The sequence below is a fragment of the Bacillus sp. 3G2 genome, assembly GCF_044324725.1.
Classification (GTDB): Bacteria; Bacillota; Bacilli; order Bacillales; family Bacillaceae_G; genus Bacillus_A; species Bacillus_A mobilis.
This window is the reverse complement of sequence record NZ_CP172246.1, coordinates 4088140-4114066: the sequence shown is the minus strand read 5'-3', so window position 1 is coordinate 4114066 and position 25927 is coordinate 4088140. Positions and strand designations below refer to the sequence as shown.

The 25927-nt window shown below is 35.8% G+C and carries 30 protein-coding genes; 24 read left to right on the top strand and 6 right to left on the bottom strand.

What is annotated here, in order from left to right; translation table 11 throughout:
* Positions 1-129: 129 nt before the first annotated feature.
* Together ACHZK0_RS21125 and ACHZK0_RS21120 are read left to right on the top strand one after the other, a co-directional pair.
* Positions 130-1515 carry an alkaline phosphatase gene (locus ACHZK0_RS21125; RefSeq protein WP_061677265.1) on the top strand — a complete coding sequence of 462 codons (1386 nt, stop codon included), beginning with the start codon at positions 130-132 and terminating at the stop codon, positions 1513-1515.
* 54 nt (positions 1516-1569) lie between these two features.
* Positions 1570-2037, top strand: a complete 468-nt coding sequence (locus ACHZK0_RS21120) for a hypothetical protein (protein ID WP_242253296.1) — start codon at positions 1570-1572, stop codon at positions 2035-2037.
* Between the two features lie 77 nt (positions 2038-2114).
* On the opposite strand, the gene ACHZK0_RS21115 is transcribed toward ACHZK0_RS21120, so the two are convergent.
* Complete coding sequence (locus ACHZK0_RS21115) at positions 2115-2765, bottom strand: GTP pyrophosphokinase (protein ID WP_097818229.1); 651 nt, start codon at positions 2763-2765, stop codon at positions 2115-2117.
* A gap of 390 nt (positions 2766-3155) precedes the next feature.
* Here ACHZK0_RS21115 and ACHZK0_RS21110 point away from each other — a divergent pair, with 390 nt between their 5' ends.
* From ACHZK0_RS21110 to ACHZK0_RS21100, 3 genes are all read left to right on the top strand, one after another.
* Positions 3156-3740, top strand: a complete 585-nt coding sequence (locus ACHZK0_RS21110) for a nitroreductase family protein (protein ID WP_277929653.1) — start codon at positions 3156-3158, stop codon at positions 3738-3740.
* Between the two features lie 142 nt (positions 3741-3882).
* On the top strand, positions 3883-4032 hold the full coding sequence (rpmG, locus tag ACHZK0_RS21105) for a 50S ribosomal protein L33 (RefSeq protein WP_001265617.1): 150 nt from the start codon (positions 3883-3885) through the stop codon (positions 4030-4032).
* Between the two features lie 68 nt (positions 4033-4100).
* Positions 4101-5600: a YcdB/YcdC domain-containing protein gene (locus ACHZK0_RS21100; protein WP_395760852.1), complete on the top strand. Its 1500-nt coding sequence runs from the start codon at positions 4101-4103 to the stop codon at positions 5598-5600.
* 55 nt (positions 5601-5655) lie between these two features.
* On the opposite strand, the gene ACHZK0_RS21095 is transcribed toward ACHZK0_RS21100, so the two are convergent.
* Positions 5656-6342 carry a hypothetical protein gene (locus tag ACHZK0_RS21095; protein ID WP_395760851.1) on the bottom strand — a complete coding sequence of 229 codons (687 nt, stop codon included), beginning with the start codon at positions 6340-6342 and terminating at the stop codon, positions 5656-5658.
* 187 nt (positions 6343-6529) lie between these two features.
* On the opposite strand from ACHZK0_RS21095, the gene sigK reads away from it, so the two are divergent.
* A complete protein-coding gene (sigK, locus tag ACHZK0_RS21090; protein WP_000051382.1) occupies positions 6530-7243 on the top strand; it encodes an RNA polymerase sporulation sigma factor SigK in 714 nt (237 codons plus the stop codon).
* A gap of 290 nt (positions 7244-7533) precedes the next feature.
* Complete coding sequence (locus ACHZK0_RS21085) at positions 7534-8322, top strand: phosphatidylserine decarboxylase (protein WP_063260778.1); 789 nt, start codon at positions 7534-7536, stop codon at positions 8320-8322.
* Positions 8323-8470: 148 nt separating this feature from the next.
* Here ACHZK0_RS21085 and ACHZK0_RS21080 read toward each other — a convergent pair whose 3' ends face one another.
* On the bottom strand, positions 8471-8626 hold the full coding sequence (locus ACHZK0_RS21080) for a sporulation histidine kinase inhibitor Sda (protein WP_000853283.1): 156 nt from the start codon (positions 8624-8626) through the stop codon (positions 8471-8473).
* A gap of 247 nt (positions 8627-8873) precedes the next feature.
* Between ACHZK0_RS21080 and ACHZK0_RS21075 the strand changes: the two genes are divergently transcribed.
* The 8 genes from ACHZK0_RS21075 (at position 8874) to ACHZK0_RS21040 (ending at position 14010) form a co-directional block, all read left to right on the top strand.
* Positions 8874-9386, top strand: a complete 513-nt coding sequence (locus tag ACHZK0_RS21075) for a YqeG family HAD IIIA-type phosphatase (protein ID WP_000765309.1) — start codon at positions 8874-8876, stop codon at positions 9384-9386.
* 3 nt (positions 9387-9389) lie between these two features.
* Entirely contained in the window at positions 9390-10496 is a 1107-nt protein-coding gene (gene yqeH / locus ACHZK0_RS21070) for a ribosome biogenesis GTPase YqeH (RefSeq protein WP_000140794.1), read from the top strand.
* A gap of 15 nt (positions 10497-10511) precedes the next feature.
* Entirely contained in the window at positions 10512-11345 is an 834-nt protein-coding gene (aroE, locus tag ACHZK0_RS21065) for a shikimate dehydrogenase (protein WP_061677273.1), read from the top strand.
* A 5-nt stretch (positions 11346-11350) separates the two neighbouring features.
* Entirely contained in the window at positions 11351-11644 is a 294-nt protein-coding gene (yhbY, locus tag ACHZK0_RS21060) for a ribosome assembly RNA-binding protein YhbY (protein WP_000955226.1), read from the top strand.
* Positions 11645-11782: 138 nt separating this feature from the next.
* Positions 11783-12352, top strand: a complete 570-nt coding sequence (gene nadD, locus ACHZK0_RS21055; RefSeq protein WP_270605868.1) for a nicotinate-nucleotide adenylyltransferase — start codon at positions 11783-11785, stop codon at positions 12350-12352.
* On the top strand, positions 12342-12911 hold the full coding sequence (gene yqeK, locus ACHZK0_RS21050; RefSeq protein WP_061677275.1) for a bis(5'-nucleosyl)-tetraphosphatase (symmetrical) YqeK: 570 nt from the start codon (positions 12342-12344) through the stop codon (positions 12909-12911). Before nadD ends, yqeK begins: the two co-directional genes overlap by 11 nt.
* Positions 12908-13264, top strand: a complete 357-nt coding sequence (rsfS, locus tag ACHZK0_RS21045; RefSeq protein ID WP_000653203.1) for a ribosome silencing factor — start codon at positions 12908-12910, stop codon at positions 13262-13264. The genes yqeK and rsfS overlap by 4 nt, the downstream gene beginning before the upstream one ends.
* Entirely contained in the window at positions 13261-14010 is a 750-nt protein-coding gene (locus tag ACHZK0_RS21040; RefSeq protein WP_270339925.1) for a class I SAM-dependent DNA methyltransferase, read from the top strand. Before rsfS ends, ACHZK0_RS21040 begins: the two co-directional genes overlap by 4 nt.
* A gap of 171 nt (positions 14011-14181) precedes the next feature.
* Here ACHZK0_RS21040 and comER read toward each other — a convergent pair whose 3' ends face one another.
* The gene (comER, locus tag ACHZK0_RS21035) at positions 14182-15009 is read right to left on the bottom strand and encodes a late competence protein ComER (RefSeq protein WP_270339926.1); all 828 of its coding nucleotides are present in this window, start codon (positions 15007-15009) and stop codon (positions 14182-14184) included.
* A 77-nt stretch (positions 15010-15086) separates the two neighbouring features.
* Here comER and ACHZK0_RS21030 point away from each other — a divergent pair, with 77 nt between their 5' ends.
* From ACHZK0_RS21030 to ACHZK0_RS21020, 3 genes are all read left to right on the top strand, one after another.
* Entirely contained in the window at positions 15087-15686 is a 600-nt protein-coding gene (locus ACHZK0_RS21030; protein ID WP_088028193.1) for a helix-hairpin-helix domain-containing protein, read from the top strand.
* Between the two features lie 63 nt (positions 15687-15749).
* A complete protein-coding gene (locus tag ACHZK0_RS21025) occupies positions 15750-16307 on the top strand; it encodes a ComE operon protein 2 (RefSeq protein WP_061677282.1) in 558 nt (185 codons plus the stop codon).
* Positions 16308-16321: 14 nt separating this feature from the next.
* Positions 16322-18643, top strand: coding sequence for a DNA internalization-related competence protein ComEC/Rec2 (locus ACHZK0_RS21020; RefSeq protein ID WP_270339928.1), 2322 nt, complete (start codon positions 16322-16324; stop codon positions 18641-18643).
* 28 nt (positions 18644-18671) lie between these two features.
* Here ACHZK0_RS21020 and ACHZK0_RS21015 read toward each other — a convergent pair whose 3' ends face one another.
* The gene (locus ACHZK0_RS21015; protein ID WP_000997609.1) at positions 18672-18806 is read right to left on the bottom strand and encodes a YqzM family protein; all 135 of its coding nucleotides are present in this window, start codon (positions 18804-18806) and stop codon (positions 18672-18674) included.
* Positions 18807-19154: 348 nt separating this feature from the next.
* Here ACHZK0_RS21015 and holA point away from each other — a divergent pair, with 348 nt between their 5' ends.
* A complete protein-coding gene (gene holA / locus ACHZK0_RS21010) occupies positions 19155-20165 on the top strand; it encodes a DNA polymerase III subunit delta (RefSeq protein WP_061677286.1) in 1011 nt (336 codons plus the stop codon).
* 83 nt (positions 20166-20248) lie between these two features.
* Here the strand turns inward: holA and rpsT are convergent, their stop codons facing one another.
* A complete protein-coding gene (gene rpsT / locus ACHZK0_RS21005; RefSeq protein WP_001274014.1) occupies positions 20249-20506 on the bottom strand; it encodes a 30S ribosomal protein S20 in 258 nt (85 codons plus the stop codon).
* Positions 20507-20687: 181 nt separating this feature from the next.
* On the opposite strand from rpsT, the gene gpr reads away from it, so the two are divergent.
* The 5 genes from gpr to hemW all read left to right on the top strand — a co-directional run bounded on the left by gpr (position 20688) and on the right by hemW (position 25904).
* On the top strand, positions 20688-21791 hold the full coding sequence (gene gpr, locus ACHZK0_RS21000; protein WP_262740304.1) for a GPR endopeptidase: 1104 nt from the start codon (positions 20688-20690) through the stop codon (positions 21789-21791).
* Positions 21788-22153 (top strand): YqxA family protein, encoded by a 366-nt coding sequence (locus ACHZK0_RS20995; protein WP_073516549.1) that lies wholly within the window; start codon positions 21788-21790, stop codon positions 22151-22153. The genes gpr and ACHZK0_RS20995 overlap by 4 nt, the downstream gene beginning before the upstream one ends.
* A 210-nt stretch (positions 22154-22363) precedes the next feature.
* Positions 22364-24187, top strand: coding sequence for an elongation factor 4 (lepA, locus tag ACHZK0_RS20990; protein ID WP_063260785.1), 1824 nt, complete (start codon positions 22364-22366; stop codon positions 24185-24187).
* A 151-nt stretch (positions 24188-24338) separates the two neighbouring features.
* Entirely contained in the window at positions 24339-24713 is a 375-nt protein-coding gene (locus ACHZK0_RS20985; RefSeq protein WP_001293536.1) for a winged helix-turn-helix transcriptional regulator, read from the top strand.
* 51 nt (positions 24714-24764) lie between these two features.
* Entirely contained in the window at positions 24765-25904 is a 1140-nt protein-coding gene (gene hemW, locus ACHZK0_RS20980) for a radical SAM family heme chaperone HemW (protein WP_262740303.1), read from the top strand.
* The last annotated feature ends 23 nt before the right edge of the window (positions 25905-25927 follow it).

The following is a 25927-nucleotide window of genomic DNA, read 5'->3' as shown; positions in this document are numbered from 1 at the left end:
AAGTTATACAAATTATAACTGATATTTACATAAGTTAACAAAAAATTTACATATAACTAATTTTCTCTTAATAGTCTTCTATTAAATTTGATAGTGGGAAATGAATAACCTAATTAGGGGGACAATATAGTGAAAAAGTTTGTAAAAAAAGCATGGCCATTTGCAGTTGTTGCATCGTTAGCTGTTACTTCGGTAGCAACTTGGAATTTTACTCGTTCTAGTGAGGTTAATGCAGATGAGAGCGGAAGCAATGCAAAGATTAAAAATGTCATCGTATTAATTGGGGATGGTATGGGACCTTCATATATGACGGCTCACCGTTATATGAAAGATAATCCAAAAACTTTTGAGATGGAATCTACAGAATTTGATAAGCATCTTGTAGGAACGCAAAAAACATATCCGGAAGATGAACATGAAAATATTACAGACTCTGCATCTGCAGCAACTGCTATGTCAGCAGGAATTAAAACATATAATGCGGCAATTGCAGTTGATAATGATAAAGCAGAAGTGAAAACTGTTCTTGAACAAGCGAAAGAAAAAGGAAAATCAACGGGACTCGTTGCTACTTCTGAAATTACACATGCAACACCAGCTGCTTTCGGTGCGCATGACATTAGTCGTAAAAATATGGACGCAATTGCAAATGATTATTTTGATGAAAAAATTAAAGGGAAGCATAAAGTAGACGTTATGCTTGGCGGCGGTGTAAATAACTTTGTTAGAAAAGATCGCAATCTTACAGAAGAATTTAAAAAATCTGGTTATAGCTATGTAACTGATCGCAATCAATTGTTAAATGATAAAAATGATCAAATTCTAGGTTTATTTGCGCCAGGCGGTTTAGATAAAATGATTGACCGTACCGATAAAACACCTTCATTAGAAGAAATGACAAATGCAGCAATTGAACGTTTGAACAAAAATAAAAATGGTTTCTTCTTAATGGTTGAAGGAAGTCAAATCGACTGGGCTGGACACGATAATGATATCGTTGGTGCAATGAGTGAAATGGAAGACTTTGAAAAAGCATTTAAAGCAGCGATTGAGTTTGCGAAAAAAGATAAAAATACGTTAGTCGTTGCAACGGCAGACCATGCTACTGGCGGATTATCTTTAGGTGCGAATGGCGAGTATAACTTTAAAGTAGATCCAATTAAAGCTGCAAAACGCACACCAGACTTCATGGCAAATGAAATTGCAAAAGGTGCAAATGTAGAAGAAACATTGAAAAAATATATTGATTTACAATTAACACCAGAAGAAATTAAAGCGGTAAATGATATTGCTCCTTCAAAAGATGTAACAAAGATTGATAATGCGATTGAGGATATTTTCAATAAGCGTTCGGTTACAGGCTGGACAACAGGCGGACATACAGGGGAAGATGTAAACGTATATGCATTTGGCCCAGGTAAATACTTGTTCTCGGGTGTTCAAGAGAATACAAATATTGCTAAACGTGTCTTTGATATTATCGGCGGTGGCGATCCGAATAAAGGAAGACGCTAATTATAAATGAAAGTGAGGCGAAATGCCTCACTTTTCTTTTTAGGGGATGGAAAGATGAGGGCTTTTTTCAGAGGGATAGGATCCCTTCTAATAAGTGCATTATTACTAGTTGGGTGTCAATCCAAGGAGAGTCATATAGAACAAAAATCTACTACTACAAAAACTGAGGAAAAGGTACAAATAACGAAAGAAGAAGAGAAATCGATTCAAGATGTTATGGAGAAATTTGTACGGACAACAAATGAAAAAAATCTTGCTGAACATATGGATTTATTTTCAAAGAAGATGCCTAGTGCTGAAGACTTAAAAACACAAAAAGAAGCAACTTTTCAAAAGGGAAATAAGAAAATTGAATTGGAACATATAGACATGAAAGCTAGTAAAGCAGGGTATGTTGTTGTTGAGACAAAGGAAAAAGAAATAGAGGGAGAGATCACTCTTCAGAAGAAAGTACAGTATGCACTTGGAAAAGAAGAGGATGGATGGAAAATTGAAGAGGTTCGCACGATAGAGAAGAAATAAAGTGCAACTTTAATCAGAGCGTCTTCCTGCCTGTAAATAGCGAAATAAAAAAGGTTCTCATTGGCGAGAACCTTTTTTTATAGTGGTAACATAATTTGATTTGAGCATGCTTCGATATCATCAATATCTTGGCGGATTGTTGCCATTTTATTATCGAGGTCTTCAGCCTTCATTGCTGCATCATGTAGTTCATCTTTTAAATACTCAGGTATTTTCCCTTCATATTTATAATAAAGTTTATGTTCTAAACTTGCCCAAAAGTCCATTGCGAGTGTACGCAACTGAATTTCTGCAAATACTTCTTTTGTACCAGAATTCAGTGATAAAGGATATTTAATAATCATGTGTAAACTTTTATAGCCGTTTCCCTTTGGATTAGCGATATAATCTTTTACCTCTATAATTTCCATATCTTCACGCTTTTGAATGACTTCTTTTAAATGATAAATATCTTCTACGAAGCAACATGTAATACGAATGCCGATGATGTCTTGTAAATGCGTTTGGGCATTGTCAACTGTCGGTAATAAATTTTTACGTTCAAGCTTTTTAATAATACTTTCAGGTTGTTTTAATCTTGTTTTTATATGTTCAAACGGGTTGTAATCCTCTAAAAATTGAGCTTCCCGGTTCATAATTTCAAATTTAGTTTTTAACTCTTCTAAAGCAAATGTATATGGTAGTACAAAAGCTTTCCAGTAGTTAACTGTTGATTGATTATATTCCATTTATATACACACCTTTTCCTATTTACAAGTGAGGTTGTTATTATACTAAATACCAAAGCATATAAGCGCAAGCAGCAAATGATGAGATCATAAAACGATATTTAGTTTTCATACTTTCAACTCCTTTCGAGTAAGATTCTATATGAATAAACGTGATTGTTAATAAGTTCACTATGTACAATTCCTATAGTAATAGATTCATGTGAATTTCGTATGAACTAATTGTTTCAGATTTTTGTCTTTTTTTGTAAAGCATCATTATTATCCATAATTTAAAGTGTTTTCATTTGATTTATTTAATTGTATAAATTAATGTATATTTGAATTTATGGTTATTAAGGAGGCTATACGGTGAACTTTGAAGAATTAGCAATTGCTAGACGTTCCGCGATGAAATTTGTACAAGGAATAGAAATCCCTGATGAGGATTTTAAAAAAATATTTGAGCTAACAAAGCTTTCGCCATCTTGTTACAATTTGCAACATACACATTATGTTGTAATTCGTGATCAAGAGCGAAAAGAAAGATTAAAAGAGTTAGCTTTCGGACAATATAAAGTATCGAGTGCATCTGCGGTAATACTTGTTTGTGGTGATAAGAGAGCATACCAAAATGTCGAAAATATTTATTTCGGTATGAAGGTTTTAAAGATGATTGATGAATGTGAATATGAAGATACAATTAGGCAAACGAAAGGGCTATATGAAGGAAAAGGGGAGCGCTTCATGGAAGAGGAAGCGATTAGAAATGCTTCGTTAAGTGCGATGACTTTTATGTACGCAGCTAAATATTATGGCTATGATACGTGTCCAATGATCGGTTTCGATGAAAAAGCAGTACAAAGTGAATTAAATATGCCGGACCATGTAGTGCCTGTTTTAATGATTACGATAGGAAAAAGTGATACTACTAAAATTCGCCCAAGAGGATATCGAAAGCCGATTAGTGAGTTTGTTACATACGAAACATTTTAATATAAGGTATAGATTATTGAAAAGAAAGGGTTCTATTTAGACCCCTTTTGTTTCAATTGACAAATAGAATAAAGTTATATAACATATAAATCGTAATCATTACGTTTTATTTTGCAATCTTTGAAAGAAAGGAGAATGACATATGCGTGTAAATATTACACTAGCTTGTACGGAGTGCGGTGATCGTAATTATATTTCTAAAAAAAATAAGCGAAACAATCCAGAGCGCATCGAACTAAAAAAATATTGTCCACGATTAAAACGAGTAACGTTACATCGTGAGACGAAGTAGAAGACTAGAGATATCTCTAGTCTTTTTTGTTTGTTATAATTACCTTAAATTGTAATAAAGGGAGAGGTATGATGAATCAAAAAGATAAAGAAAGAAAAGAGAAAGTGGCTCATATAATTAATATTCCAGATGATTATAGACTTGCTGTAGATGATGAAGAAGGTGTGGATGACCCGTATCATCTATTATGGTGGGAGCATAAAGAGGATGAGGAGAGAACGATACAAATTACGTTGAATAGACATACTGGTAATTTAATTGAATTTAGTATAGATGATGAAAATTTTTTTTCGAGCGGTAAGAAGGCGCTAGAGGAGAATAAAGCAAGAGAGATTGCAAATGCATTCTTAAAAAAATATACAAAAGAAGGATATGAATTTTATACATATGAAACGGTTAAGGACGACAGGCGTGGTCGGAAAGAAGTAAATTATATGCAAGAAGTGAATGGCTACCCATTGCCGAATACAGGGTGTGTTGTGCGAGTTCATCCTTCAGGTAATGTTGTGCATTTTCGTTATAATGGACAAAAAGCTATCGAGAAAAAACCGTTATGGCCAAGTGAAATCGTTGAAGAGAACGTCGTCTTAGAAAATTTGAAAGCTAGACAAGATATGAGACTTGTATTTGTAGATTTAACACACTCTTCATGTGAGTATGAAAATGGAGAAGAAGTAAAAGGGTACCATCTTGTATATGAACCTGAACCTAGTCATGCGTTTATTAATACAAGTACAGGTAAAGATTTATTTGGACCCGATCATTATAAATTGCCTTCAACTGTAGCTGTTGAAAAACCGAAAAAAGGCAGTAAACAATATGATATATTCGATTTGCTTGACTGGGATAAAGAAAGTTTTACAAAAGTAGCTGAGACGGAAAATGATGATGAAATAAGAATGAAATTTGTTCCGAAAGAGGAACTGCAGAAACAGAAAGAAGAAAAGAATCCCTATTTAATGAATGAATTCTTTAAGAAGCATTTACCGATGTTAAAATATAATAATTTAATTGGCATTACGGTTGATAAATCTACCAATGAATTAATTGGCTTTATAAAATTGACAGAAGATAAAGAAGTAAAATCAATATTGTCTAGAGAGGAATGTTTACAAAAAGCACTTCAATTTTTGGAACAAGTTATTCCAGATGTCACACAATATCTACGCCTTTGGGAAGAACGTGAAGAAGCAGAAGGTGGGATTGAAAGATTTATCTTTTCCGTATATGTGAATGGTATTCCAGCAGAGTATAAGCAATTTATGGTCAACATCAATACAGAAAATGGGGCTGTGATGCATTATTCAGGAGAATCTAGCAATTTTATAAAAGAATTACTTACATACGAAACAACACCAAAAGTAACAAAGGAAAAAGCGTTAGAAATATACAGAGGGGCCATGCGAGTTCATTTAGAATGGTTTTTAGAGAATGATGTAGAGGAAACTAGCTACGAACTATTGTATAAACAAACAACGGATGAAAATTATAAAGAATCCTTCGATTGTAGTCGAGAACTGCGTTATATTGATGCGCATACCGGGGAGAAAGTTTGGAGTAAATACTAGTAAAAGCCAATCGATACGTATCGATTGGCTTTTACTACGTTCTTAGAATCATTTATTAATTGCCGTTAAGTGGTTGAAGAATACCATCTTGCGCTTTTGACCAATCATATAGGTTTCCATCAGATCCCACTGCAAAATTTAGAGTACGAGAGTTCTCAGGAGATTCGCGTCCGTATAAGACGTCGTATATCTTAATACCATTTATTGTGCCAATTAGTCTGTCTTCGCTGGAGCCGTAACGAATTTCATTTGAGCGAGCCCCCATTCTTTTTTCTAGAACTTTTATAGCATCTTCACTTGTGAATGTAATAGTATCAGTTTGTTTATTTGGTTGTTTAGTTGGTTGTTGCTCTTTTTGTGTGTTTTTAGATTCTGCTTCAGGTTTTGTATTATTTTCAGGTTTTGTGTTGTTCTCAGTTTTTGCATTGTTTTTAGTTGTTGTGTTGTTCTCAGTTTTTACGTTGTTTTTAGTTGTTGAGTTGTTTTTAGTTGTTGAGTTGTTCTCAGCTTTTGAGTTGTTCTCAGCTTTTGAGTTGTTCTCAGTTTTTGAGTTGTTCTCAGCTTTTGCGCTGTCTTCAGTTTTTTGGCTATCTTCCGTTTTTGTACTGTCTTTTGATACGGCAGTATCTTGTTTAGTAGCTTCGGTTTTTGTAGGAGACGTTTGTTGTCCACAAGCTGAAAGTAAGAAAAATGATGATGTGAGTATTACAAGGTTTCTAATTTGTGACGTAGCATATCGCATGAAAACACCTCTTTCAAAATTTTGGAATCTTACATATTGTAATACATTGGAAAAAATATTCAAGGTATGAAAGACGTATTTCGTTCGACAAAAAGCTAAGGATTCCATATTTATATCGTACAGACACAAACAACCTCACGCCCACATACACATAGTAAAGACCACTATTTTGGCGGAGGTGAAAGGTTTGAGTCTATTCGCCGCAATTGGATATATGGTTCGAGAAGTGTTTGTCTTTGTTTCTTATGTGAAGAATAATGCGTTCCCGCAGCCGTTATCGTCAGATGATGAGAGAAAGTACTTAGAGTTAATGGAGCAAGGTGATGCTCAAGCGAGAAATCTGTTAATTGAACATAATTTACGGCTCGTAGCTCATATCGTTAAAAAATTTGAAAACACAGGGGAAGATGCAGAAGATTTAATTTCAATTGGTACAATTGGGCTCATTAAAGCAATCGAGAGCTATTCGGCAGGAAAAGGCACAAAACTTGCGACGTATGCAGCACGCTGTATTGAAAATGAAATTTTGATGCATTTACGTGTACTGAAAAAAACGAAAAAAGACGTTTCACTTCATGATCCAATCGGGCAAGATAAAGAGGGGAATGAAATATCGCTTATTGATATATTAAAATCAGAATCTGAAGATGTAATTGATATGATCCAGCTTAGTATGGAGTTAGAAAAGATTAAAGAGTATATCGATATTTTAGACGAACGAGAGAAAGAAGTAATCGTGAAGCGTTTTGGACTGGGGCTTGATAAGGAGAAAACGCAACGAGAGATTGCAAAGGCACTTGGTATTTCCAGAAGCTACGTATCAAGAATTGAAAAGCGCGCTTTAATGAAAATGTTCCATGAATTTGTAAGAGCTGAGAAAGAGAAAAAAGCGAAAGAATAATGTATATTACAAGCGGCCTTATGTTAAAATGGGCTGCTTTTCTTTTTGGAAATAAGGAAAGAAAAAGAGTTGTGTTCAGAAGAAATCTATGTTCACTGTTGAAAATGACGGATTCTATCTGTAATATTAGAGGGTGCTAAACAATTTAAGAATAATACCATGCTTAGTTTTCCGCATGTATAATATGGCAGTTCTATATGATATGTGGGAATAAGAACCAATTTTACATATGATATAGAAGGAAAAGAAGGGGAAGCTAAAGTTATAGACTGATTAGGAGGTTTCGCAATTTGCGACGTACATTATATCGACTTATGATCGAACTTACAAATGGTCGTTTTACTTCTTATATATTACGTAAATTTGCACAATCTCGTTTGAGCTCTATCATTATTCCATCGTATGCGAAAGTTTTTCAAATTAATCAAGATGAGATGGAAAAGGGTTTGAAGGAATACAGAACATTGCATGAACTATTTACGCGTAAGCTAAAAGAAGGAAAGCGTAGTATTGATACAGATGCATCGAGTATCGTTAGTCCTGTTGATGGTGTTTTTGCTGATCACGGTCCTATTGAGGACACAAAAACATTTGATATTAAAGGAAAGCGTTATTCAATCGTGGATATGCTAGGTAATGAAGAACGTGCACAGCGATATGCAGGTGGTACATACATGGTTATTTATTTAAGCCCAAGTCATTATCATCGTATTCATAGTCCGCTTTCTGGCTCCGTGACTGAAAGATTTGTACTCGGTAGAAAATCATATCCGGTAAATGCAGCTGGTATGGAATACGGGAAAGAACCATTGTCAAAAAATTATCGCTCTGTTACAGAAGTAAATAGTGACGGTGAACATATGGCGCTTGTAAAAGTAGGAGCTATGTTTGTTAATAGTATTGAGCTGCTGCATGAAAGAGACACTGTTCAAAAAGGTGAAGAAATGGCATACTTTACATTTGGTTCAACAGTTGTGTTATTGTTTGAAAAAGATATGATAGAAGTAGTGCAGAATTTGAAGAGTGGACAAGAGCTTCGTCTTGGTGAAAAAATTGCTACTCGATTGGCTCATAAGTAAAGAAAACATTTTATAACTGTAAGTAAGAGTTATGGACAAAGATGCTTAATGATGAAATTCCCTAGATGGGAGTACTTGTTTATTCGAGAGCCATCGCAGGATGGCTCTTTTTACAAGTTAGCTAGTTAAAATTTCACTTTATATGTAATCAAGACGATTTGACAAGCTTGTCCTCTAATGAGCGTCTAATCATTTCTTGTTTTATAAGTAAAATGAAGTCGGGATTTAATTTTAGTTCTTTTGCTTTATAATAAGACTCAGTGAGTAACTCAGTAGATAACTGTTCCATATATTTTGTTTTCAAGGTGAGTCACCTCCTAATAATTTAAGGATTGATTCGTTGTTGCATTTAATGTACCAAAAAAATATGACAGTCACAAACGAGTGGTTATCCACATACCTAGGTGGATAAAATGTGTATAGATTGTTAGTAAATTCCAAATTGACTGAAAAATTAATGTGGAAAATGTGTACAATTTTATCCACAGGTCATATATCGAAATATGTTGTCGAAAAATTTTTATGAAAACTCCTCAAAGAGGTGAAAGAAATTGAAGCTATTTTTACCAAATGAATATGTGAAAAATGTATATCATGTTCAACCAGAAGATTTGAAAAAACGTGGAATTAAAGGTGTTATTACTGATTTAGATAACACGTTAATTGAATGGGATCGTCCAAATGCAACGCCACAACTTGAAGAATGGTTTTTGAAAATGAAAGAGCAAGGCATTCAAGTAACGGTCGTTTCAAATAATAATGAGCAACGTGTGAAAGACTTTGCTGATCCATTAGGTATTCCGTTTATTCATAGTGCGCGCAAACCATTTGTTCGTGCATTTAAGCGTGCGATACAAGAGATGCAACTGCAACCAGATGAAGTTGTAGTAATTGGAGATCAGTTACTAACGGATGTTTTAGGTGGAAACCGAGTGGGACTTCATACAATTTTAGTTGTACCGGTAGCACAAACGGACGGATTAGTAACGCGCTTTAATCGAAAAATTGAACGAAGAATTATGAGAAATATGAAGAAAAAAGGTTTAATTAACTGGGAGGAATAAAGTTTGACTGAAACAATTAAATGTATTGGTTGCGGTGTAGAAATTCAAACAGAAGATAAAAATGAAGTAGGATATGCTCCTGCCTCATCTTTAGAGAAAGAACAAGTAATTTGTCAACGCTGTTTTCGCTTGAAGCATTACAACGAAATTCAAGATGTATCATTAACAGATGATGACTTCCTACGTATTCTAAACGGAATTGGAAAATCAGATGCATTAGTAGTTAAGATTGTAGATATTTTTGATTTTAATGGTAGCTGGTTACCTGGCTTACATCGTTTCGTCGGAAATAATAAAGTATTACTTGTTGGAAATAAAGCTGATTTAATACCTAAGTCAGTAAAACATGATAAAGTAAAGCATTGGATGCGTTATAGTGCAAAGCAGCTAGGATTAAAGCCAGAAGATGTCTTTTTAATTAGTGCAGCAAAGGGACAAGGAATTGCTGAGCTGGCAGATGCTATTGAGTATTACCGCGGCGGAAAAGATGTTTACGTTGTTGGATGTACGAATGTAGGAAAATCAACATTTATTAATCGCATGATTAAAGAATTTAGTGATGAGACTGAAAATGTAATTACAACATCTCATTTCCCAGGAACAACACTTGATTTAATTGATATTCCGTTAGACGAAGAATCTTCTTTATATGATACGCCGGGTATTATTAACCACCATCAAATGGCTCATTATGTTGGAAAAGAAAGCTTAAAGCTTATAACACCAACAAAAGAAATTAAGCCAATGGTGTTCCAGTTAAATGAAGAACAAACATTATTCTTCAGTGGATTGGCACGTTTTGATTATGTAAGTGGTGGTCGTCGTGCATTTACTTGTCACTTCTCGAATCGTTTAACAATCCATCGTACAAAGCTTGAGAAAGCGGATGAATTGTATAAAAATCATGCTGGAGATTTACTAAGCCCGCCAACACCAGAAGAATTAGAAAATATGCCAGAGTTAGTGAAATACGAATTTAATATTCGTGAGCCAAAAACGGATGTTGTATTCTCTGGATTAGGATGGGTTACTGTGAACGAACCGGGAGCAAAAATTGTTGCACACGTACCAAAAGGAGTAAGTGTTTCATTGCGTAAATCTTTAATTTAATATGGAGAGGGATTTATGAAACAATTATATGGTGTAATCGGAAATCCAATTGGACATTCATTATCACCCGTTATGCATAACGATGCATTTGAACACTTGAATATGGATGCCCATTATCATGCATTTCTTGTTAAAGAGGAAGTGCTAGGGGAAGCAGTAAGAGGTTTAAAAGCGTTAGGTATTTCAGGATTTAATGTAACAACTCCGCACAAAGTTGCTATTATGGATTATTTGGATGAGATTGACCCACTAGCAAAACAAATTGGTGCAGTAAATACAGTGGTTCATAAGGATGGAAAATTGATTGGCTACAATACAGATGGAATTGGTTTTGTCCGAGCATTGCAGTCAATTAGTAGTGAACCGCTTCAAGAGAAACGTATTTTATTGCTTGGTGCAGGTGGTGCTAGTCGAGCTATTTATTTTTCTCTTGCTGATGTAGGTGTGAAAGAGATTGATGTAGCTAATCGTACAGTAGATAAGGCGAAAGAACTTATTGCTGCGTGTACGGCTACTGTTCATTCTGTTGCTTTATCGTTAGAAAAAGCAACAGAAGAACAAGGGAATTATGATATTATCATTCAGACGACAACAATAGGTATGCATCCACGCGTTGAACATACGCCATTACAAATTTCTTCGTTAAAAAAAGGAACGATTGTATCAGATATCATTTATAATCCATTTGAAACGAAAATTTTATGTGAGGCAAAAGAGCAAGGTGCAGTGGTTCAAAATGGTATTGATATGTTTGTTTATCAAGGAGCGCTTGCATTTGAAATGTGGACAGGGCGTGTACCGAATATCGATAGAATGAAACAATTAGTTATAAGAAAGCTTGGAGGCTAACATATATGTTAACAGGAAAACAAAAAAGATTTTTACGTGCACAAGCACATCATTTAACACCAATTTTTCAAGTAGGAAAAGGCGGAGTAAATGAAAATATGATTAAACAAATCGCAGATACTTTAGAAGTTCGTGAATTATTTAAAGTAAGTGTGCTACAAAACTGTGAATTCGATCGTCGTGAAGTTGCAGAAGAACTTGCACAAGGCGCACGTGCTGAAATCGTTCAAGTGATTGGAAGTACAATCGTTTTATACAAAGAATCTAGAGAAAATAAACAAATTAAACTTCCACGATAAAAAGATTAGCATATGCTATTTTTATCGTTAGTGCGCAATGATGTAGAGAGCGAGACCAATTGAACTTTTATTAACAGTGAACTCTCTTCGGATAGGAATGAAGAGAGTTGCTGTACGTAAAAGGAAGGGGCGTTTCTTTTGAGAAAAATTGGCATCATTGGCGGTACGTTTGATCCGCCACATTATGGTCATTTGCTAATTGCAAATGAAGTATATCATGCTTTGAATTTAGAAGAAGTATGGTTCTTACCGAACCAAATTCCACCGCATAAACAAGGGCGGAATATTACAAGTGTAGAAAATCGCTTGCAAATGTTAGAGCTTGCTACTGAGGCAGAGGAACATTTTTCTATTTGTTTAGAAGAGCTAAGCAGGAAGGGCCCATCTTATACGTATGACACTATGTTACAATTGACGAAGAAGTATCCGGATGTGCAGTTTCACTTTATTATTGGTGGAGATATGGTTGAGTATTTACCGAAGTGGTATAACATTGAAGCGTTACTCAATCTTGTGACGTTTGTTGGGGTTGCAAGACCTGGTTATACATTGCGTACACCTTATCCGATCACTACTGTGGAAATTCCGGAGTTTGCAGTTTCTTCATCTTTATTGCGTGAGAGATATAAAAAGAAGAGAACATGTAAATATTTACTTCCTGAAAAAGTACAGGTGTATATCGAGAGGAATGGGTTGTATGAATCGTGAGAAAGCACTTCATATTGTCAAACAACAAATGCATGAAAAACGTTATATACACACAATTGGTGTAATGGAGACAGCAATTGAACTTGCTAAGTTATACGGTGTGGATGAAAAAAAGGCTGAAGTTGCAGCTATATTCCATGATTATGCGAAGTGTAGAGCGATTTCTGAGATGGAAGAGATTATTAAAAGTGAAGATTTGCCGAAAGATTTACTTTGTTATAACAAAGAGTTATGGCATGCACCTGTTGGGGCATACTTAGTAGAAAAAGAAGTAGGCATTACGGATCCCGAAATCCTGCAAGCTATTACATATCATACAAGTGGTCATGAGAATATGACGATGTTAGATAAAGTAATTTATGTAGCTGATTACATTGAGCCTGGGCGAAAGTTTCCAGGTGTGGAGGAAGCTCGTAAACTCGCATATATGGATATAAACCAAGCTTTATTATTTGCGTTAAAGCGAACAATTCAATTTTTAATGGAAAAAAATCAAACGATTTATCCATTAACATTCCAAACATACAACGCAGTTATCAAGGAGGAAATTAGTAAATGAAAGATAAAGATTTATTAGTATTAGCAGCAAAAGCGGCTGATGATAAGAGAGCAGAAGATATGGTTGTCCTAAATATGCAAGGTATTTCACCAATTGCAGATTATTTCATTATTTGTCACGGTAACTCAGACAAGCAAGTGCAAGCAATTGCGCGTGAAATTAAATCAAAAGCACATGAGTTCCAAATCGACGTACAACGTATGGAAGGTTTTGACGAAGCACGTTGGGTATTAGTTGACCTTGGAGATGTAGTTGCTCATGTATTCCATAAAGATGAGCGTAATCATTATAATTTAGAGCGTCTTTGGGGCGATGTGCCGCGTGAAGATATTACAGACGAGCTAGACCAATGAAATACGAACAATTTGCATTGTTGTACGACGAACTAATGAATGATGTTCCTTATGATAAATGGGTGGAATTCACAGAGGAAAGTTTACAGCAAGCGGATATGAAAGAGGCGAAGATTCTTGATGTAGCATGCGGTACTGGTAATGTAACACTTCCACTTGTACAAAAGGGTTACGAGTTAATCGGTGTCGATCTTTCAGAAGAAATGTTAACGGTCGCTCAGCAAAAACTAGGCGGAGAAGGATATTTTATTCCTTTTTACCAACAAGACATGCGAGAGCTTGATGTTCCAGGTGAGTTTGACTGTGTAACGATCTTTTGTGATTCATTAAATTATGTATTGCAAGAAGATGGAGTACAAGAAACATTTCGAAGAGTGTTTCACCATTTACGTCAAGATGGTTTGTTTTTATTTGATGTACATTCTTTATATAAAATACATCATGTATTTCAAAATGAAACATACACAGTAAATGGAGAAGAAATATCTCTTATTTGGAATTGCTTCCCTGGTGAAGAATCAAATAGTGTAGAACATGATTTAACATTCTTTGTTCAAGACCCGGAGGAAGATGTATACCATCGTTTTGACGAGTGTCATGTGCAACGTGCATATCCGGTTGAAGAATTAACGAAATGGCTTGAAGAAGCTGGTTTTACAGTACTTCGCGTAACCGGTGACTTTGAGCGACTTGAAGTTACAGAACAAACAGAGCGTATTTTCTTCATGGCGAAGAAAAACGGGTAAAACAAAAGCAACCGAGAAGGTTGCTTTTGTTTTGTAAAGAAGATGTAATTTTTGTTCTAGCATAATAAGAAGATGATATACGTGAAGTGTGAAAATGCTAGTTTAAGTAAAAATGTAATGTGAAAAAGTAAGTATTTATAAAAAGGATTTGGAATGACGATGACGTATTTATTATGTGTGTTTATTGAATTGCTGATCAACGCATTTTAAATCTTCATCAAATTTCTCGTGTGTCCGCTCGATTAATTTATGAAACATATCCCCAACATGTTCTTCTAAAACACGAATGCCTTCTCCTGTAACGCCGCCTTTAACACATACTTTTTCTTGTAAAGTAGGCAATGTGAAAATCCCTTTTTCAAGTAGTTTCCCCATTCCAACGACCATTTCACTTACTAAAGTAGTGGCTTCTTCATGTGTAATATTTGTTTTATCTACAGCAGCGTTAATGAAAGATTGTAATAAATAACTAAAGAATGCAGGGCCGCAACTTGCTATATCAGATGAAACGCGCGTTATATCTTCTTTTATTACAAGGGGAGTAGAAATGTTTTTGAATAGGCGAAATAGTTTTTGTTGCCACTCGTCAGAGCATTTACTTCCGAATGTAAATAGTGATGCGCCAGACAGGGCGCGGTTTGTAATGCTCGGAATGATACGGGCAACGTGGCAAGGTACAAGTGTCTCTAATTGTGATGGAGATATTGGACTTGTGATAGAAACTAAGCACTTTTCATCAGAAAAATGTTCAGCATATTTTTGCAAGATCGGGTATATATCTATCGGTTTTACACAAATAAAAATAAGATGTGATCGTTCGATTACCTCATCAATAGTTTTGGCTATATGAACAGAAGGGTATTTTTCCTTTATATGATATGCTTTGGCGGGCGTTCGATTAATGATTGTAAGGCACGAAGGTTTGACAACACGGGTTTCTAAAAATGCATCGATTAGTATATTCCCCATGTTTCCTGTCCCTATAATTCCTATGTTCAATGTTTCATCCCTCCTTCGTAACAGCTTTCTCCTAAACAATATGAATGATGTTATAAATTTATGATTAGAGGTGAAAAATGATGTGGGATTTTCCAAAGAAATGGTTGGGATTAGTAGCTATTATTGGAACTGTACTTTTTCTTCTTTTTTGGAAAACAAACCAGTACACAGAGCGAGCGGTCATTGCAACGGATGTGCAAGCGAAAGAGATAGAGAAAAAAAGTAAACCGAAAATATCGGATACAAAAGAACAGAAAAAAATAATTGTAATTGATATGAAAGGGGCTGTTGTTAAAGAGGGAGTCTATGAAATGAAAGAAGGGGATCGAGTCAAGGATGCCATTGAAAAGGCAGGCGGTTTTTTGCCTGAGGCAGATAGGATGAAGGTAAATTTAGCGCAAATGGTACAAGATCAAATGATCCTTTATGTACCGAATAAAAACGAACAAGTACAAGAAGCTGCGGCTGCCTTAAAGGGAGAGGGGAAAGTTCAAATAAATGCAGCTTCTAAAGAACAACTTGAAAAAATTACAGGCATTGGTTCTCGGAAAGCAGAAAGTATTTTGAAATATCGAGAGGAACATGGTCCGTTTCAGAAAATAGAAGATTTGTTAGAGATTGATGGGATCGGTGTGAAGTCATTGGAAAAAATAAAAGATCAAATTATTATTCCGTAAAAGATTGACGAAGTTTTTCTTCATTCGCTACACTACAAGTAGACAAAAAAGTAGGTGAAAAAGATGGAACGAATTTCATGGGATCAATATTTTATGACGCAAAGCCATTTGCTATCTTTACGTAGTACATGTACAAGGCTTGCAGTAGGAGCGACAATCGTTCGTGATAAACGAATTATTGCTGGTGGATATAATGGTTCAATTAAAGGTGGCGTGCATTGCATAGATGACGGGTGCTACGTTATTGATAATCATTGCGTTCGTACAATTCACGCAGAAATGAATGCTTTATTACAATGTGCAAAGTTTGGTGTGAAAACGGAGGAAGCGGAAATTTATGTTACGCATTTCCCTTGTTTGCAATGTTGTAAGGCGATTATTCAAAGTGGTATTACGGCAGTTTATTATGCGCAGGATTATAAAAATCATCCATATGCAGTAGAGTTATTTGAAAAGGCGAATGTAAAGGTAAAACACGTTCCGCTAGAATATGATATTGCAGCATTAGAGGATCAAAAGCGTCATATCGAGTTAAAAGAACTATTTGCATCTTTAGAAAAAGAGAACTTATCGATGGAAGAATTACAGCATGTATTCACGAAAGCAAAAATGATGCTATAAGGAGTGAGTATAAGTTGCATGGACAATGGGGCTATGTTGCAATCTCATTTATCACAGGGATTGCAATTGCCTTTTCCACTTCAGTTTTATTACTGACTTGTTGTCTCGTTTTGTATGTTTTCTTTTGTTTATATCGTACTTCGCGTAAAACCTTCCTTTACTGTATGATAGCGTGTTTTAGCGGCGCTATGTACACTACGTATGTTCAAGGGCAAAACAAGCCTTTAGGAGAGCCCTACGAAGCTACAAGAGGGGTGATACACAATACACCTCTTATTAACGGGGATCGCCTATCATTTCAAGTTGAAGATCAGAATAAAAATATAGTGCAGTTAAGTTACAAAATTAAATCAGCCTCGGAAAAGAAACAACTGCGACAATTACATGCAGGAGTATCATGTGTATTCGAAGGGGAGAAGAAAGAACCACCAATAGCTCGGAATTTTCATGGTTTTAATTATCGTGATTATTTGTATAAGCAAAATATTCATTTCATATTGGAGGCTACATATATTTCTGAATGCCATAAAACATCGTTGTCACTCGTGCAATGGATTCTTCTTTTGAGACAACAAGCGATCTCGGGAGTTACAGAAATGTTTCCAGCGCAATCAGGTGCTTTTATGAATGCGTTAGTATTTGGTGATAGACAACAAATGACATTTGAAGTTGAAGAGCAATATCAGCAATTTGGTCTTGTACATTTGTTGGCGATTTCAGGATCGCATATCGTATTGTTAATGGTGATTGTGTATTTTATTTTGCTAAGAAGTGGTGTGACGAGAGAGGTAGCGACAGTATGTCTTATCTTTTGTATTCCTCTATATATGATTTTAGCAGGAGCATCACCGTCTGTTATAAGAGCTTCTATAACAGGGATTTTAATGTTGATTGCTTTCATATGTTCTATTCGTTTATCTAGCTTAGATGCTTTAAGTGCCACAGCTATATGTATGCTTATATTTGATCCGTATCTTGTTTTTAATATCGGCTTTCAGTTTTCTTTCGTTGGTAGTTTTGCTTTACTTTTATCAGCCCCGCTTTTACTAGAGACTAATAATGGAGTAATCCGAAATTCCATTTATATTTCTCTTATTTCACAACTCGTTAGTACTCCGATTTTGTTATATCACTTTGGTTATTTTTCCCCATATAGTATTTTTCTTAATATCATATACGTTCCGTTTTTATCTCTCGTTGTATTGCCGTGTAGTATTTTTATTTTGGTATGTATACCGATCGTCCCATTTCTTGCAAAAGGACTTGCGAATGTACTATCGATAGGTTTGAATCTTTCTAATGATTTTCTAATTTATTGTGAAAATTTACCGTTTATTCGCTTTGTTTTCGGGCAAACACCCTTACTTCTTGTAGCGCTATATTGCGCGAGTATTGTTAGTATATTGATGGTTTGGGAAAGGCGAATGTCGAAGAAAATTACGTTCATAGCTTCGGGTATATTTCTTTTTGTTTGTACATGTCATTATGTATATCCGTATTTTCGAGAAAGTGGGAGTGTGACATTTCTTGATGTTGGACAGGGAGACGCAATATTAATTCGCCTCCCGTATGACAAAGAGATTTATCTTATTGATACTGGTGGAACAATTCGTGTAAATAAGGAAGAATGGCAACGGAAAAAGCATGAATTTTCTGTTGGAAATGATATTTTAATCCCTTATTTACAAAAGGAAGGGATTAAAATAATCGATAAATTAATCGTAACGCATGGAGATGCGGATCATATAGGTGCCGCGCAAGAGTTATTATCAAATATAACTGTAAAAGAAGTTGTATTTGGCCGAAAAGAACAAGAGGCGGTATTAGAAAAAGTGTTAAAGAAACAGGCGTTAGAAAAGGAAGTGAAAATAAGTGAAATGGGAGAAGGAGAGAGTTGGAGTGTAAATGAAGCGGAATTTTTTGTGTTAGCTCCAACAGGAAAAGCAAGAAGTGAAAATAACGCTTCAATGGTAATATGGGCAAAATTAGGAGGGATAAAGTGGCTGTTTACAGGTGATTTAGAAGAAGAAGGAGAGAAGTTTTTAATAGCTACGTATCCAGAGCTACGGGCCGATGTTTTAAAGGTTGCTCATCATGGGAGTAACACGTCATCTATAGCGCCTTTTTTGAGCGCTGTAAAGCCTGATGTAGCGATTATTTCTGCCGGTGAGCGTAATAGGTATGGGCATCCTCATAAGGAAGTTATAGAGCGTTTTGAGAAGATGGGGATTGAAATATGGCGTACGGATAAGCAAGGTGCTATTTCCTATGTTTTTAAAGCGGAACACGGAACCTTTCGTAGCAAAATCACATATGATGAAACACATAATAGATAAAAAGAAGACTGCCAGTAAGCAGCAGTCTTTAAGAACCGATAAATTTAATAACAGTTGCAATGATGAAAAGTGTTGCGAAAAAACCAAATGAGACGATAAATCCTACCCCTGAATCAATAGCGTCATTGCGTTTACTTTGAACGTTTTGTTCAAAATCATTCATTTAGAATCCCTCCCCAACATTCCACTTTAGTATAAAATATTGTCAGAAAAAAATCTACAATTTCCAGTGTGAAGAGAAATCGAGCGTTCTTACTACTTTTAGATCATGAAGGAACGTGAGTTTTTTTGTTTCCAAGCATGTTAACAGTTGGCACTTATACTCGAATTTTTATTGTGAATAATAAAGGGAAGGTGATTACCGCACACCAATAAGAAACCCGGGACTTATTGCGTGGCGTTTAATATAAATAAAGGGACGGGTTATACAGCCTGTTCCTTTGTACTTGTAAAACGAAAGCTAGGGCATTAGTATAAATATATATTGCCAAGTTAGGGAGTAGGAAAAAGTATGAGTGATGTACATAAAAAGATTAAAAAAAAGCAGTTTGCTCCGTTGTATTTAGTGTATGGAACGGAAGCGTTTTTTATAAATGAAACGATAAAGCTTATTACAACAGAAGCGCTTGAAGAGGAAGATCGCGAGTTTAATGTTGTGACATACGATTTAGAAGAAGCATATTTAGAAGATGTGGTTGAGGATGCACGTACACTTCCTTTTTTCGGAGAACGTAAAGTGCTATTAATAAAATCACCACTATTTTTAACTTCACAGAAAGAAAAGTTAGAGCAAAATATAAAAATTTTGGAAGAATATATTGGGGAGCCGTCTCCATTTTCTATTCTTGTTTTTGTTGCGCCTTATGAAAAACTTGATGAACGAAAAAAGATTACAAAATTATTAAAGAAAACAGCGGACGTAGTAGAAGCGAATGCGATGCAAGTGCAGGATGTTCAGAAGTGGATTGTGGCTCGTGCAGATGAAGTGCACGTGCATATTGATAATGCAGCTGTTAGTTTGTTGTTAGAGCTTGTGGGAAGTAATGTAACGATGTTGGCGAAGGAGATGGACAAGTTAACGTTATACGTCGGTATGGGCGGAGAGATTAGCCCGAAACTTGTTGCAGAACTTGTGCCAAAATCAGTTGAGCAAAATGTGTTTGCTTTGACAGAAAAAGTGGTAAAAAAAGATATAGCGGGTGCGATGCAAATATTGGATGGATTATTTACGCAGCAAGAGGAACCAATTAAACTGCTTGCATTATTAGTAAGTCAATTCCGCTTGCTGCATCAAGTGAAAGAGTTACAGCAGCGTGGTTATGGACAAAATCAAATTGCGTCTCATATTGGTGTGCATCCATATCGTGTAAAGTTAGCGATGAATCAAACGAAGTTTTTCTCTTTTGAAGAATTAAAAAAAGTGATTATAGAATTAGCGGAAGCTGATTATAGTATGAAAACTGGAAAAATGGATAAGAAACTTGTGCTTGAGTTTTTCTTAATGCGGTTAAATCATATGTAATGAAACAAAAAAGTTCACGTGCTTAGTGCGTGAACTTTTTTGTATATAAAAAAACGATCCAAATGGATCGTTTTTTAAACGCCTTACGCGTTTACTTGTTTCGCTAAGCGAGATTTTTGACGAGCTGCAGCGTTTTGGTGGATAAGACCTTTACGAGCTGCTTTGTCAAGTTTTTTAGAAGCAGTTTTGAAAGCTTCTTTAGCATTTTCAAGATCGTTATTAGTAACTAAAGCTTCTACAGTTTTAACAGCAGAACGCATGTCAGACTTGATAGAAGCGTTATGTGAACGACGCTCTTCGCTAAGTTTAGCGCGTTTGATAGCAGATTTGATGTTTGCCATACTTTTCACCTCCCTGGTGCAATCGAATGACTCGATTCTTAACATAGAACAAGTGATATTCTATCAAACGGTGAAGAGAATTGCAATAGTATATCAATGAAATTTCACGTAAAGGAAAGAATGACCTTATATAACTTTGGGAAATCTAACGATATTTACTATGAATTACGGAGGAGATACGATGAAAGAACCATTAGATTTAAGTAAATATAGTGTTAGAACTGACCTTGCTGTAGAGGCGCATCAAATGTTGCAAGAGCGCCAAGAAGAGCAAAATGGGATACAAGGAGTTATTGTAAAAGAGAGGGAAGAAGAAGGTATTACCATTACGAAAGTATCGATTGATGAAGTTGCCTCTGAATCAATGGGTAAAAAACCTGGTAATTATTTAACACTTGAAGTACAAGGTATACGTCAACAAGATACAGAGCTGCAACAAAAAGTAGAGCGCATTTTTGCAAAAGAATTTTCTTATTTCTTAGAAGATGTTGGTGTTACGAAAGAAGCGAGTTGTTTAATTGTTGGTCTGGGGAATTGGAATGTAACGCCAGATGCGCTTGGACCGATAGTTGTAGAAAATGTATTGGTAACGAGACACTTGTTTCAATTGCAGCCTGAAAGTGTAGAAGAAGGGTTTAGACCTGTTAGTGCAATTCGGCCGGGGGTAATGGGAATTACAGGGATTGAAACGAGCGATGTTATTTATGGAATCATTGAGAAGACAAAGCCAGATTTTGTCATTGCAATTGATGCATTAGCTGCCCGTTCTATTGAACGAGTAAATAGCACGATACAAATTTCTGATACGGGAATTCATCCTGGATCGGGTGTTGGGAATAAGCGTAAGGAACTTAGTAAAGAAACTTTGGGTATTCCTGTTATTGCGATTGGTGTCCCGACTGTGGTAGATGCCGTTTCGATTACAAGCGATACAATTGATTTTATTTTGAAACATTTTGGACGGGAGATGAAGGAAGGAAACAAACCTTCCCGATCTTTGTTACCAGCTGGCTTCACATTTGGAGAAAAGAAAAAGTTAACAGAAGAAGATATGCCGGATGAAAAGAGTCGGAATATGTTTTTAGGTGCTGTAGGTACACTGGAAGATGAAGAGAAGAGAAAATTAATTTATGAAGTGTTATCTCCTCTTGGCCATAATTTAATGGTGACTCCGAAAGAAGTGGATGCTTTCATAGAGGATATGGCAAATGTAATAGCCAGTGGTTTAAATGCAGCCTTGCATCATCAAATTGACCAAGATAATACAGGAGCATATACACATTGATGGGAAGAGACGATAATCATTTAAGCCGCTTTTCGCTTTTATGTATATGTAGTGCGGCCATATGTTTACTCATGATAATAGCAGGGGTGGCACTTGCTAATCATGGTTTGAAAAGTATGAAAGGTTATCAGCAAATGTCGTATGAACAAATCGCCCATATGACAGGAACAGAGGGTGCGGGTGCAGAATCAGAAATTTTAGGAAGTTCGTTTTCCGTTACTGAAAAACAAAAACAATTAGAAAGCTTAAAGAGTTTTAATGTTGTAGAAGGAATTGGTATGGCAATAGCAAGTGCTACTTATGAAGTAACAAAGTTTGGAACGGATATAGTTATTGGGAAAGTGAAAGAGATTTTTAGTTAAGGGTAGCAAGAAGAACGGTTGTCTTACCATTTTGTACGACAGCCGTTTTTTAATTTGAAAAAGGTTTGTCTCTTATGGTTTGTTCGCATAAGATATAGATAGAATGATTTGTATTGTAAGCAGCACGAGTTTTCATTGAATCTTTGCTGCTCTATTGATATAATCAGTGCTAGTGTATATTGGCGAGACTATTAGGAGTTGAGAACATAGATGAACAAAGAAGAAAGAGCAAAAAGACAGTCCAAAATTCGTAATTTCTCTATCATTGCTCATATTGACCACGGAAAATCAACGTTAGCAGACCGTATTTTAGAGAAAACAAACGCGTTAACACAACGTGAAATGAAAGCTCAATTGCTTGACTCTATGGATTTAGAGCGTGAGCGTGGTATTACAATTAAATTAAACGCAGTACAGTTAACGTATAAAGCAAAAGACGGTGAAGAATATATTCTTCACTTAATTGATACACCAGGACACGTCGACTTTACGTACGAAGTATCTCGTAGTTTAGCGGCTTGTGAAGGTGCAATTCTTGTAGTGGATGCAGCGCAAGGTATTGAGGCGCAAACGTTAGCGAACGTGTACTTAGCGCTTGATAACAATTTAGAAATTTTACCGGTTATTAATAAAATCGACTTACCAAGTGCAGACCCAGAACGTGTACGTCAAGAGGTAGAAGATGTAATCGGTTTAGATGCATCAGAAGCGGTACTTGCTTCAGCGAAAGCTGGTATTGGTATTGAAGATATTTTAGAACAAATCGTTGAAAAAGTACCAGCACCAACAGGTGATTCAGAAGAGCCGTTACAATGTATGATCTTTGACTCTTTATATGATCCGTACCGCGGTGTAATTGCTTATATCCGTGTTGTAAATGGAACGGTAAAAGTTGGCGATAAAGTACGTATGATGGCAACTGGTAAAGAATTTGAAGTAACAGAAGTAGGTGTATTTACACCGAAGACTACGCAGCGTGATGAGTTAACTGTAGGTGATGTAGGTTTCTTAGCGGCATCGATTAAAAATGTTGGTGACACACGCGTTGGTGATACGATTACACATGCGAAACGTCCAGCTGCAGAGCCGTTAGCAGGTTATCGTAAATTAAACCCAATGGTATTCTGTGGTTTATATCCAATCGATTCTGCACGTTACAACGACTTACGTGATGCGTTAGAAAAATTAGAGTTAAACGATTCTGCACTTGAGTTTGAACCAGAAACATCTCAAGCACTAGGATTTGGTTTCCGTTGTGGATTCTTAGGACTTCTTCACATGGAAATCATTCAAGAGCGTATTGAACGTGAATTTAAAATTGACTTAATTACAACAGCGCCAAGCGTTATTTATAAAGTGTATTTAACAAACGGTGAAGATGTAATTGTTGATAATCCATCTAATATGCCAGATCCACAGTCTATCGATCGCGTAGAAGAGCCGTTTGTGAAGGCTTCAATTATGGTGCCGAATGACTATGTTGGAGCTGTAATGGAAATTTGCCAAGGTAAACGTGGAACGTTTATTGATATGCAATATTTAGATGAAACGCGTGTTACATTAACATATGAAATCCCATTATCAGAAATCGTATATGATTTCTTCGATCAATTGAAATCAAATACAAAAGGGTATGCATCATTTGATTACGAGTTAATTGGTTATAAACCATCTAAACTTGTGAAAATGGATATTCTTTTAAATAATGAACAAGTGGATGCTTTATCATTTATCGTACACCGTGATTCAGCGTATGACCGTGGTAAAGTAATCGTAGAGAAATTAAAAGAATTAATTCCGAGACAACAGTTCGAAGTGCCAATTCAGGCGACTATCGGAAACAAAGTTGTAGCACGTTCTACAATTAAGGCGATGCGTAAAAACGTACTTGCAAAATGTTACGGTGGTGACATTTCTCGTAAGCGTAAACTTCTTGATAAGCAAAAAGAAGGTAAAAAACGTATGAAGTCTGTTGGTTCTGTAGAAGTACCGCAAGAAGCATTCATGGCTGTACTGAAAATGGATGACAACTAATAATTGATTGTTATCTCATGCGAATTGATATAAAAAAAAGAAGTCGTCTATACGGCTTCTTTTTTATATCATTACTTTTTAGACAACGTAGCTTCTCTCATTTACAATGGTGAGAGAGCTTTTTAGTTCATATAGAGTTAGGAGTTTGTTAATGTCCGAAAATATTCGAAAAGATATTCACGAGAAAATACAAAATGGCAATTTTAATTGTGAAAAGGAATTGACGCTTTCTATTATTAGTGGGAAGTGGAAAGTTGTGATACTGTGGCATCTTGGTGTGGAAGGGCCTCATCGTTTTAGTGAATTACAACGATTATTCCCAAGTATCTCTCATAAAGTTTTGTCGAATCAATTAAAAGAGTTAATGGAAGATGGGATTGTTGACAGAACAGTATACCCAGAAATTCCTCCGCGAGTGGAGTATTATATGACGGAATTAGGCATGTCGCTTTTACCAATCGTTGAAATGATGTATGATTGGGGAAAAATGCGAATGGAGCAAATTCGTAATACGTTAGAGAAGTAAAGAAGCCTCCCGAGCGCGGAGGTTTTCTTTTTAGAAAGGTAGGAGTTATATTTGGTGCAAGCTGCATATATTCATATTCCGTTTTGTCAGCATATTTGTCACTATTGTGATTTTAATAAAGTGTTTATTGAACGCCAACCGGTCGATCAATATTTAGAGTATTTAGAGAAAGAAATAATAAATACAGTCCAAAAGGTACCGTTTGATAGTATGAAAACGATTTTTGTTGGTGGAGGAACTCCGACAGCGTTGAATATGGAGCAGACAAAAAAGTTACTCGATATTATAAACCGTCGCTTACGTCCATTTGCTCCGAATTGTGAATTAACATTTGAAGCGAATCCAGGTGATTTACCGAAAGAGAAGTTACATGTATTGCTAGAAGGTGGAGTGAACCGCATTAGTTTTGGTGTGCAAACATTTCGAGATGAATTGCTTGAGAAAATTGGGCGCAAGCATACGAGGGAAGATGCGTTTGTAGCAATTAGAGAAGCGCAGGAAGTGGGCTTCAAAAATATAAATGTAGATATTATCTATGCTCTGCCGGGGCAGACGATAGAAGATGTGAAAGAAACGTTAGATATTGCTTTTACGCTCGGTGTACAACATTTCTCGGCCTATTCATTAATTGTGGAACCGAAAACTGTGTTTTATAACTTAATGAATAAAGGGAAATTAAGACTTCCGGGTGAAGACCATGAAGCAAAAATGTACGAAATGGTCATGGATGAAATGGAGAAACACGGCTATATCCAGTATGAAATTAGCAATTTCTCAAAAGGTGATAATGAAAGTAGACATAATCTCACATACTGGAATAATGAAGAGTATTATGGATTTGGAGCTGGGGCACATAGTTATGTAAATGGAGAACGTATCCAAAATGTAGGGCCGCTCAAGCAATACTTCAATAAAATCGATGAAACTGGATTTCCATATTTAGATGTTCACGCGGTGACGGAGAAAGAAAGAATGGAAGAAGAGTTGTTCTTAGGACTTCGAAAAACAAAAGGTGTATCTAAAATAGGATTTCAAAAGAAATTTAATATGGAAATGGATCAAGTTTTCGCGAAGCAGTTACAAAGCAACGAAGAACAAGGGTTGCTTGAAGAGAGCGATGGATATGTTCGTTTAACGCGAAAAGGAAAATTATTAGGGAATGAAGTATTCCAATCATTTTTGATTGACTAATTAAATGTTCCATTGATGTGAAA

Excerpts from the sequence above, each read along its gene's own strand:
- yhbY (WP_000955226.1), top strand. The coding sequence starts at position 11,351 with ATGTTAACAGGAAAACAAAAAAGATTTTTACGTGCACAAGCACATCAT.
- yqeK (WP_061677275.1), top strand. The coding sequence starts at position 12,342 with ATGAATCGTGAGAAAGCACTTCATATTGTCAAACAACAAATGCATGAA.
- rpmG (WP_001265617.1), top strand. The coding sequence starts at position 3,883 with ATGCGTGTAAATATTACACTAGCTTGTACGGAGTGCGGTGATCGTAAT.
- ACHZK0_RS21115 (WP_097818229.1), bottom strand. The coding sequence starts at position 2,765 with ATGGAATATAATCAATCAACAGTTAACTACTGGAAAGCTTTTGTACTA.
- rsfS (WP_000653203.1), top strand. The coding sequence starts at position 12,908 with ATGAAAGATAAAGATTTATTAGTATTAGCAGCAAAAGCGGCTGATGAT.
- ACHZK0_RS21120 (WP_242253296.1), top strand. The coding sequence starts at position 1,570 with ATGAGGGCTTTTTTCAGAGGGATAGGATCCCTTCTAATAAGTGCATTA.
- ACHZK0_RS21030 (WP_088028193.1), top strand. The coding sequence starts at position 15,087 with ATGATGTGGGATTTTCCAAAGAAATGGTTGGGATTAGTAGCTATTATT.
- ACHZK0_RS21025 (WP_061677282.1), top strand. The coding sequence starts at position 15,750 with ATGGAACGAATTTCATGGGATCAATATTTTATGACGCAAAGCCATTTG.
- aroE (WP_061677273.1), top strand. The coding sequence starts at position 10,512 with ATGAAACAATTATATGGTGTAATCGGAAATCCAATTGGACATTCATTA.
- ACHZK0_RS21110 (WP_277929653.1), top strand. The coding sequence starts at position 3,156 with ATGAAATTTGTACAAGGAATAGAAATCCCTGATGAGGATTTTAAAAAA.
- rpsT (WP_001274014.1), bottom strand. The coding sequence starts at position 20,506 with ATGGCAAACATCAAATCTGCTATCAAACGCGCTAAACTTAGCGAAGAG.
- ACHZK0_RS21095 (WP_395760851.1), bottom strand. The coding sequence starts at position 6,342 with ATGCGATATGCTACGTCACAAATTAGAAACCTTGTAATACTCACATCA.
- holA (WP_061677286.1), top strand. The coding sequence starts at position 19,155 with ATGAGTGATGTACATAAAAAGATTAAAAAAAAGCAGTTTGCTCCGTTG.
- ACHZK0_RS21015 (WP_000997609.1), bottom strand. The coding sequence starts at position 18,806 with ATGAATGATTTTGAACAAAACGTTCAAAGTAAACGCAATGACGCTATT.
- gpr (WP_262740304.1), top strand. The coding sequence starts at position 20,688 with ATGAAAGAACCATTAGATTTAAGTAAATATAGTGTTAGAACTGACCTT.
- ACHZK0_RS21040 (WP_270339925.1), top strand. The coding sequence starts at position 13,261 with ATGAAATACGAACAATTTGCATTGTTGTACGACGAACTAATGAATGAT.
- ACHZK0_RS20985 (WP_001293536.1), top strand. The coding sequence starts at position 24,339 with ATGTCCGAAAATATTCGAAAAGATATTCACGAGAAAATACAAAATGGC.
- lepA (WP_063260785.1), top strand. The coding sequence starts at position 22,364 with ATGAACAAAGAAGAAAGAGCAAAAAGACAGTCCAAAATTCGTAATTTC.
- ACHZK0_RS21100 (WP_395760852.1), top strand. The coding sequence starts at position 4,101 with ATGATGAATCAAAAAGATAAAGAAAGAAAAGAGAAAGTGGCTCATATA.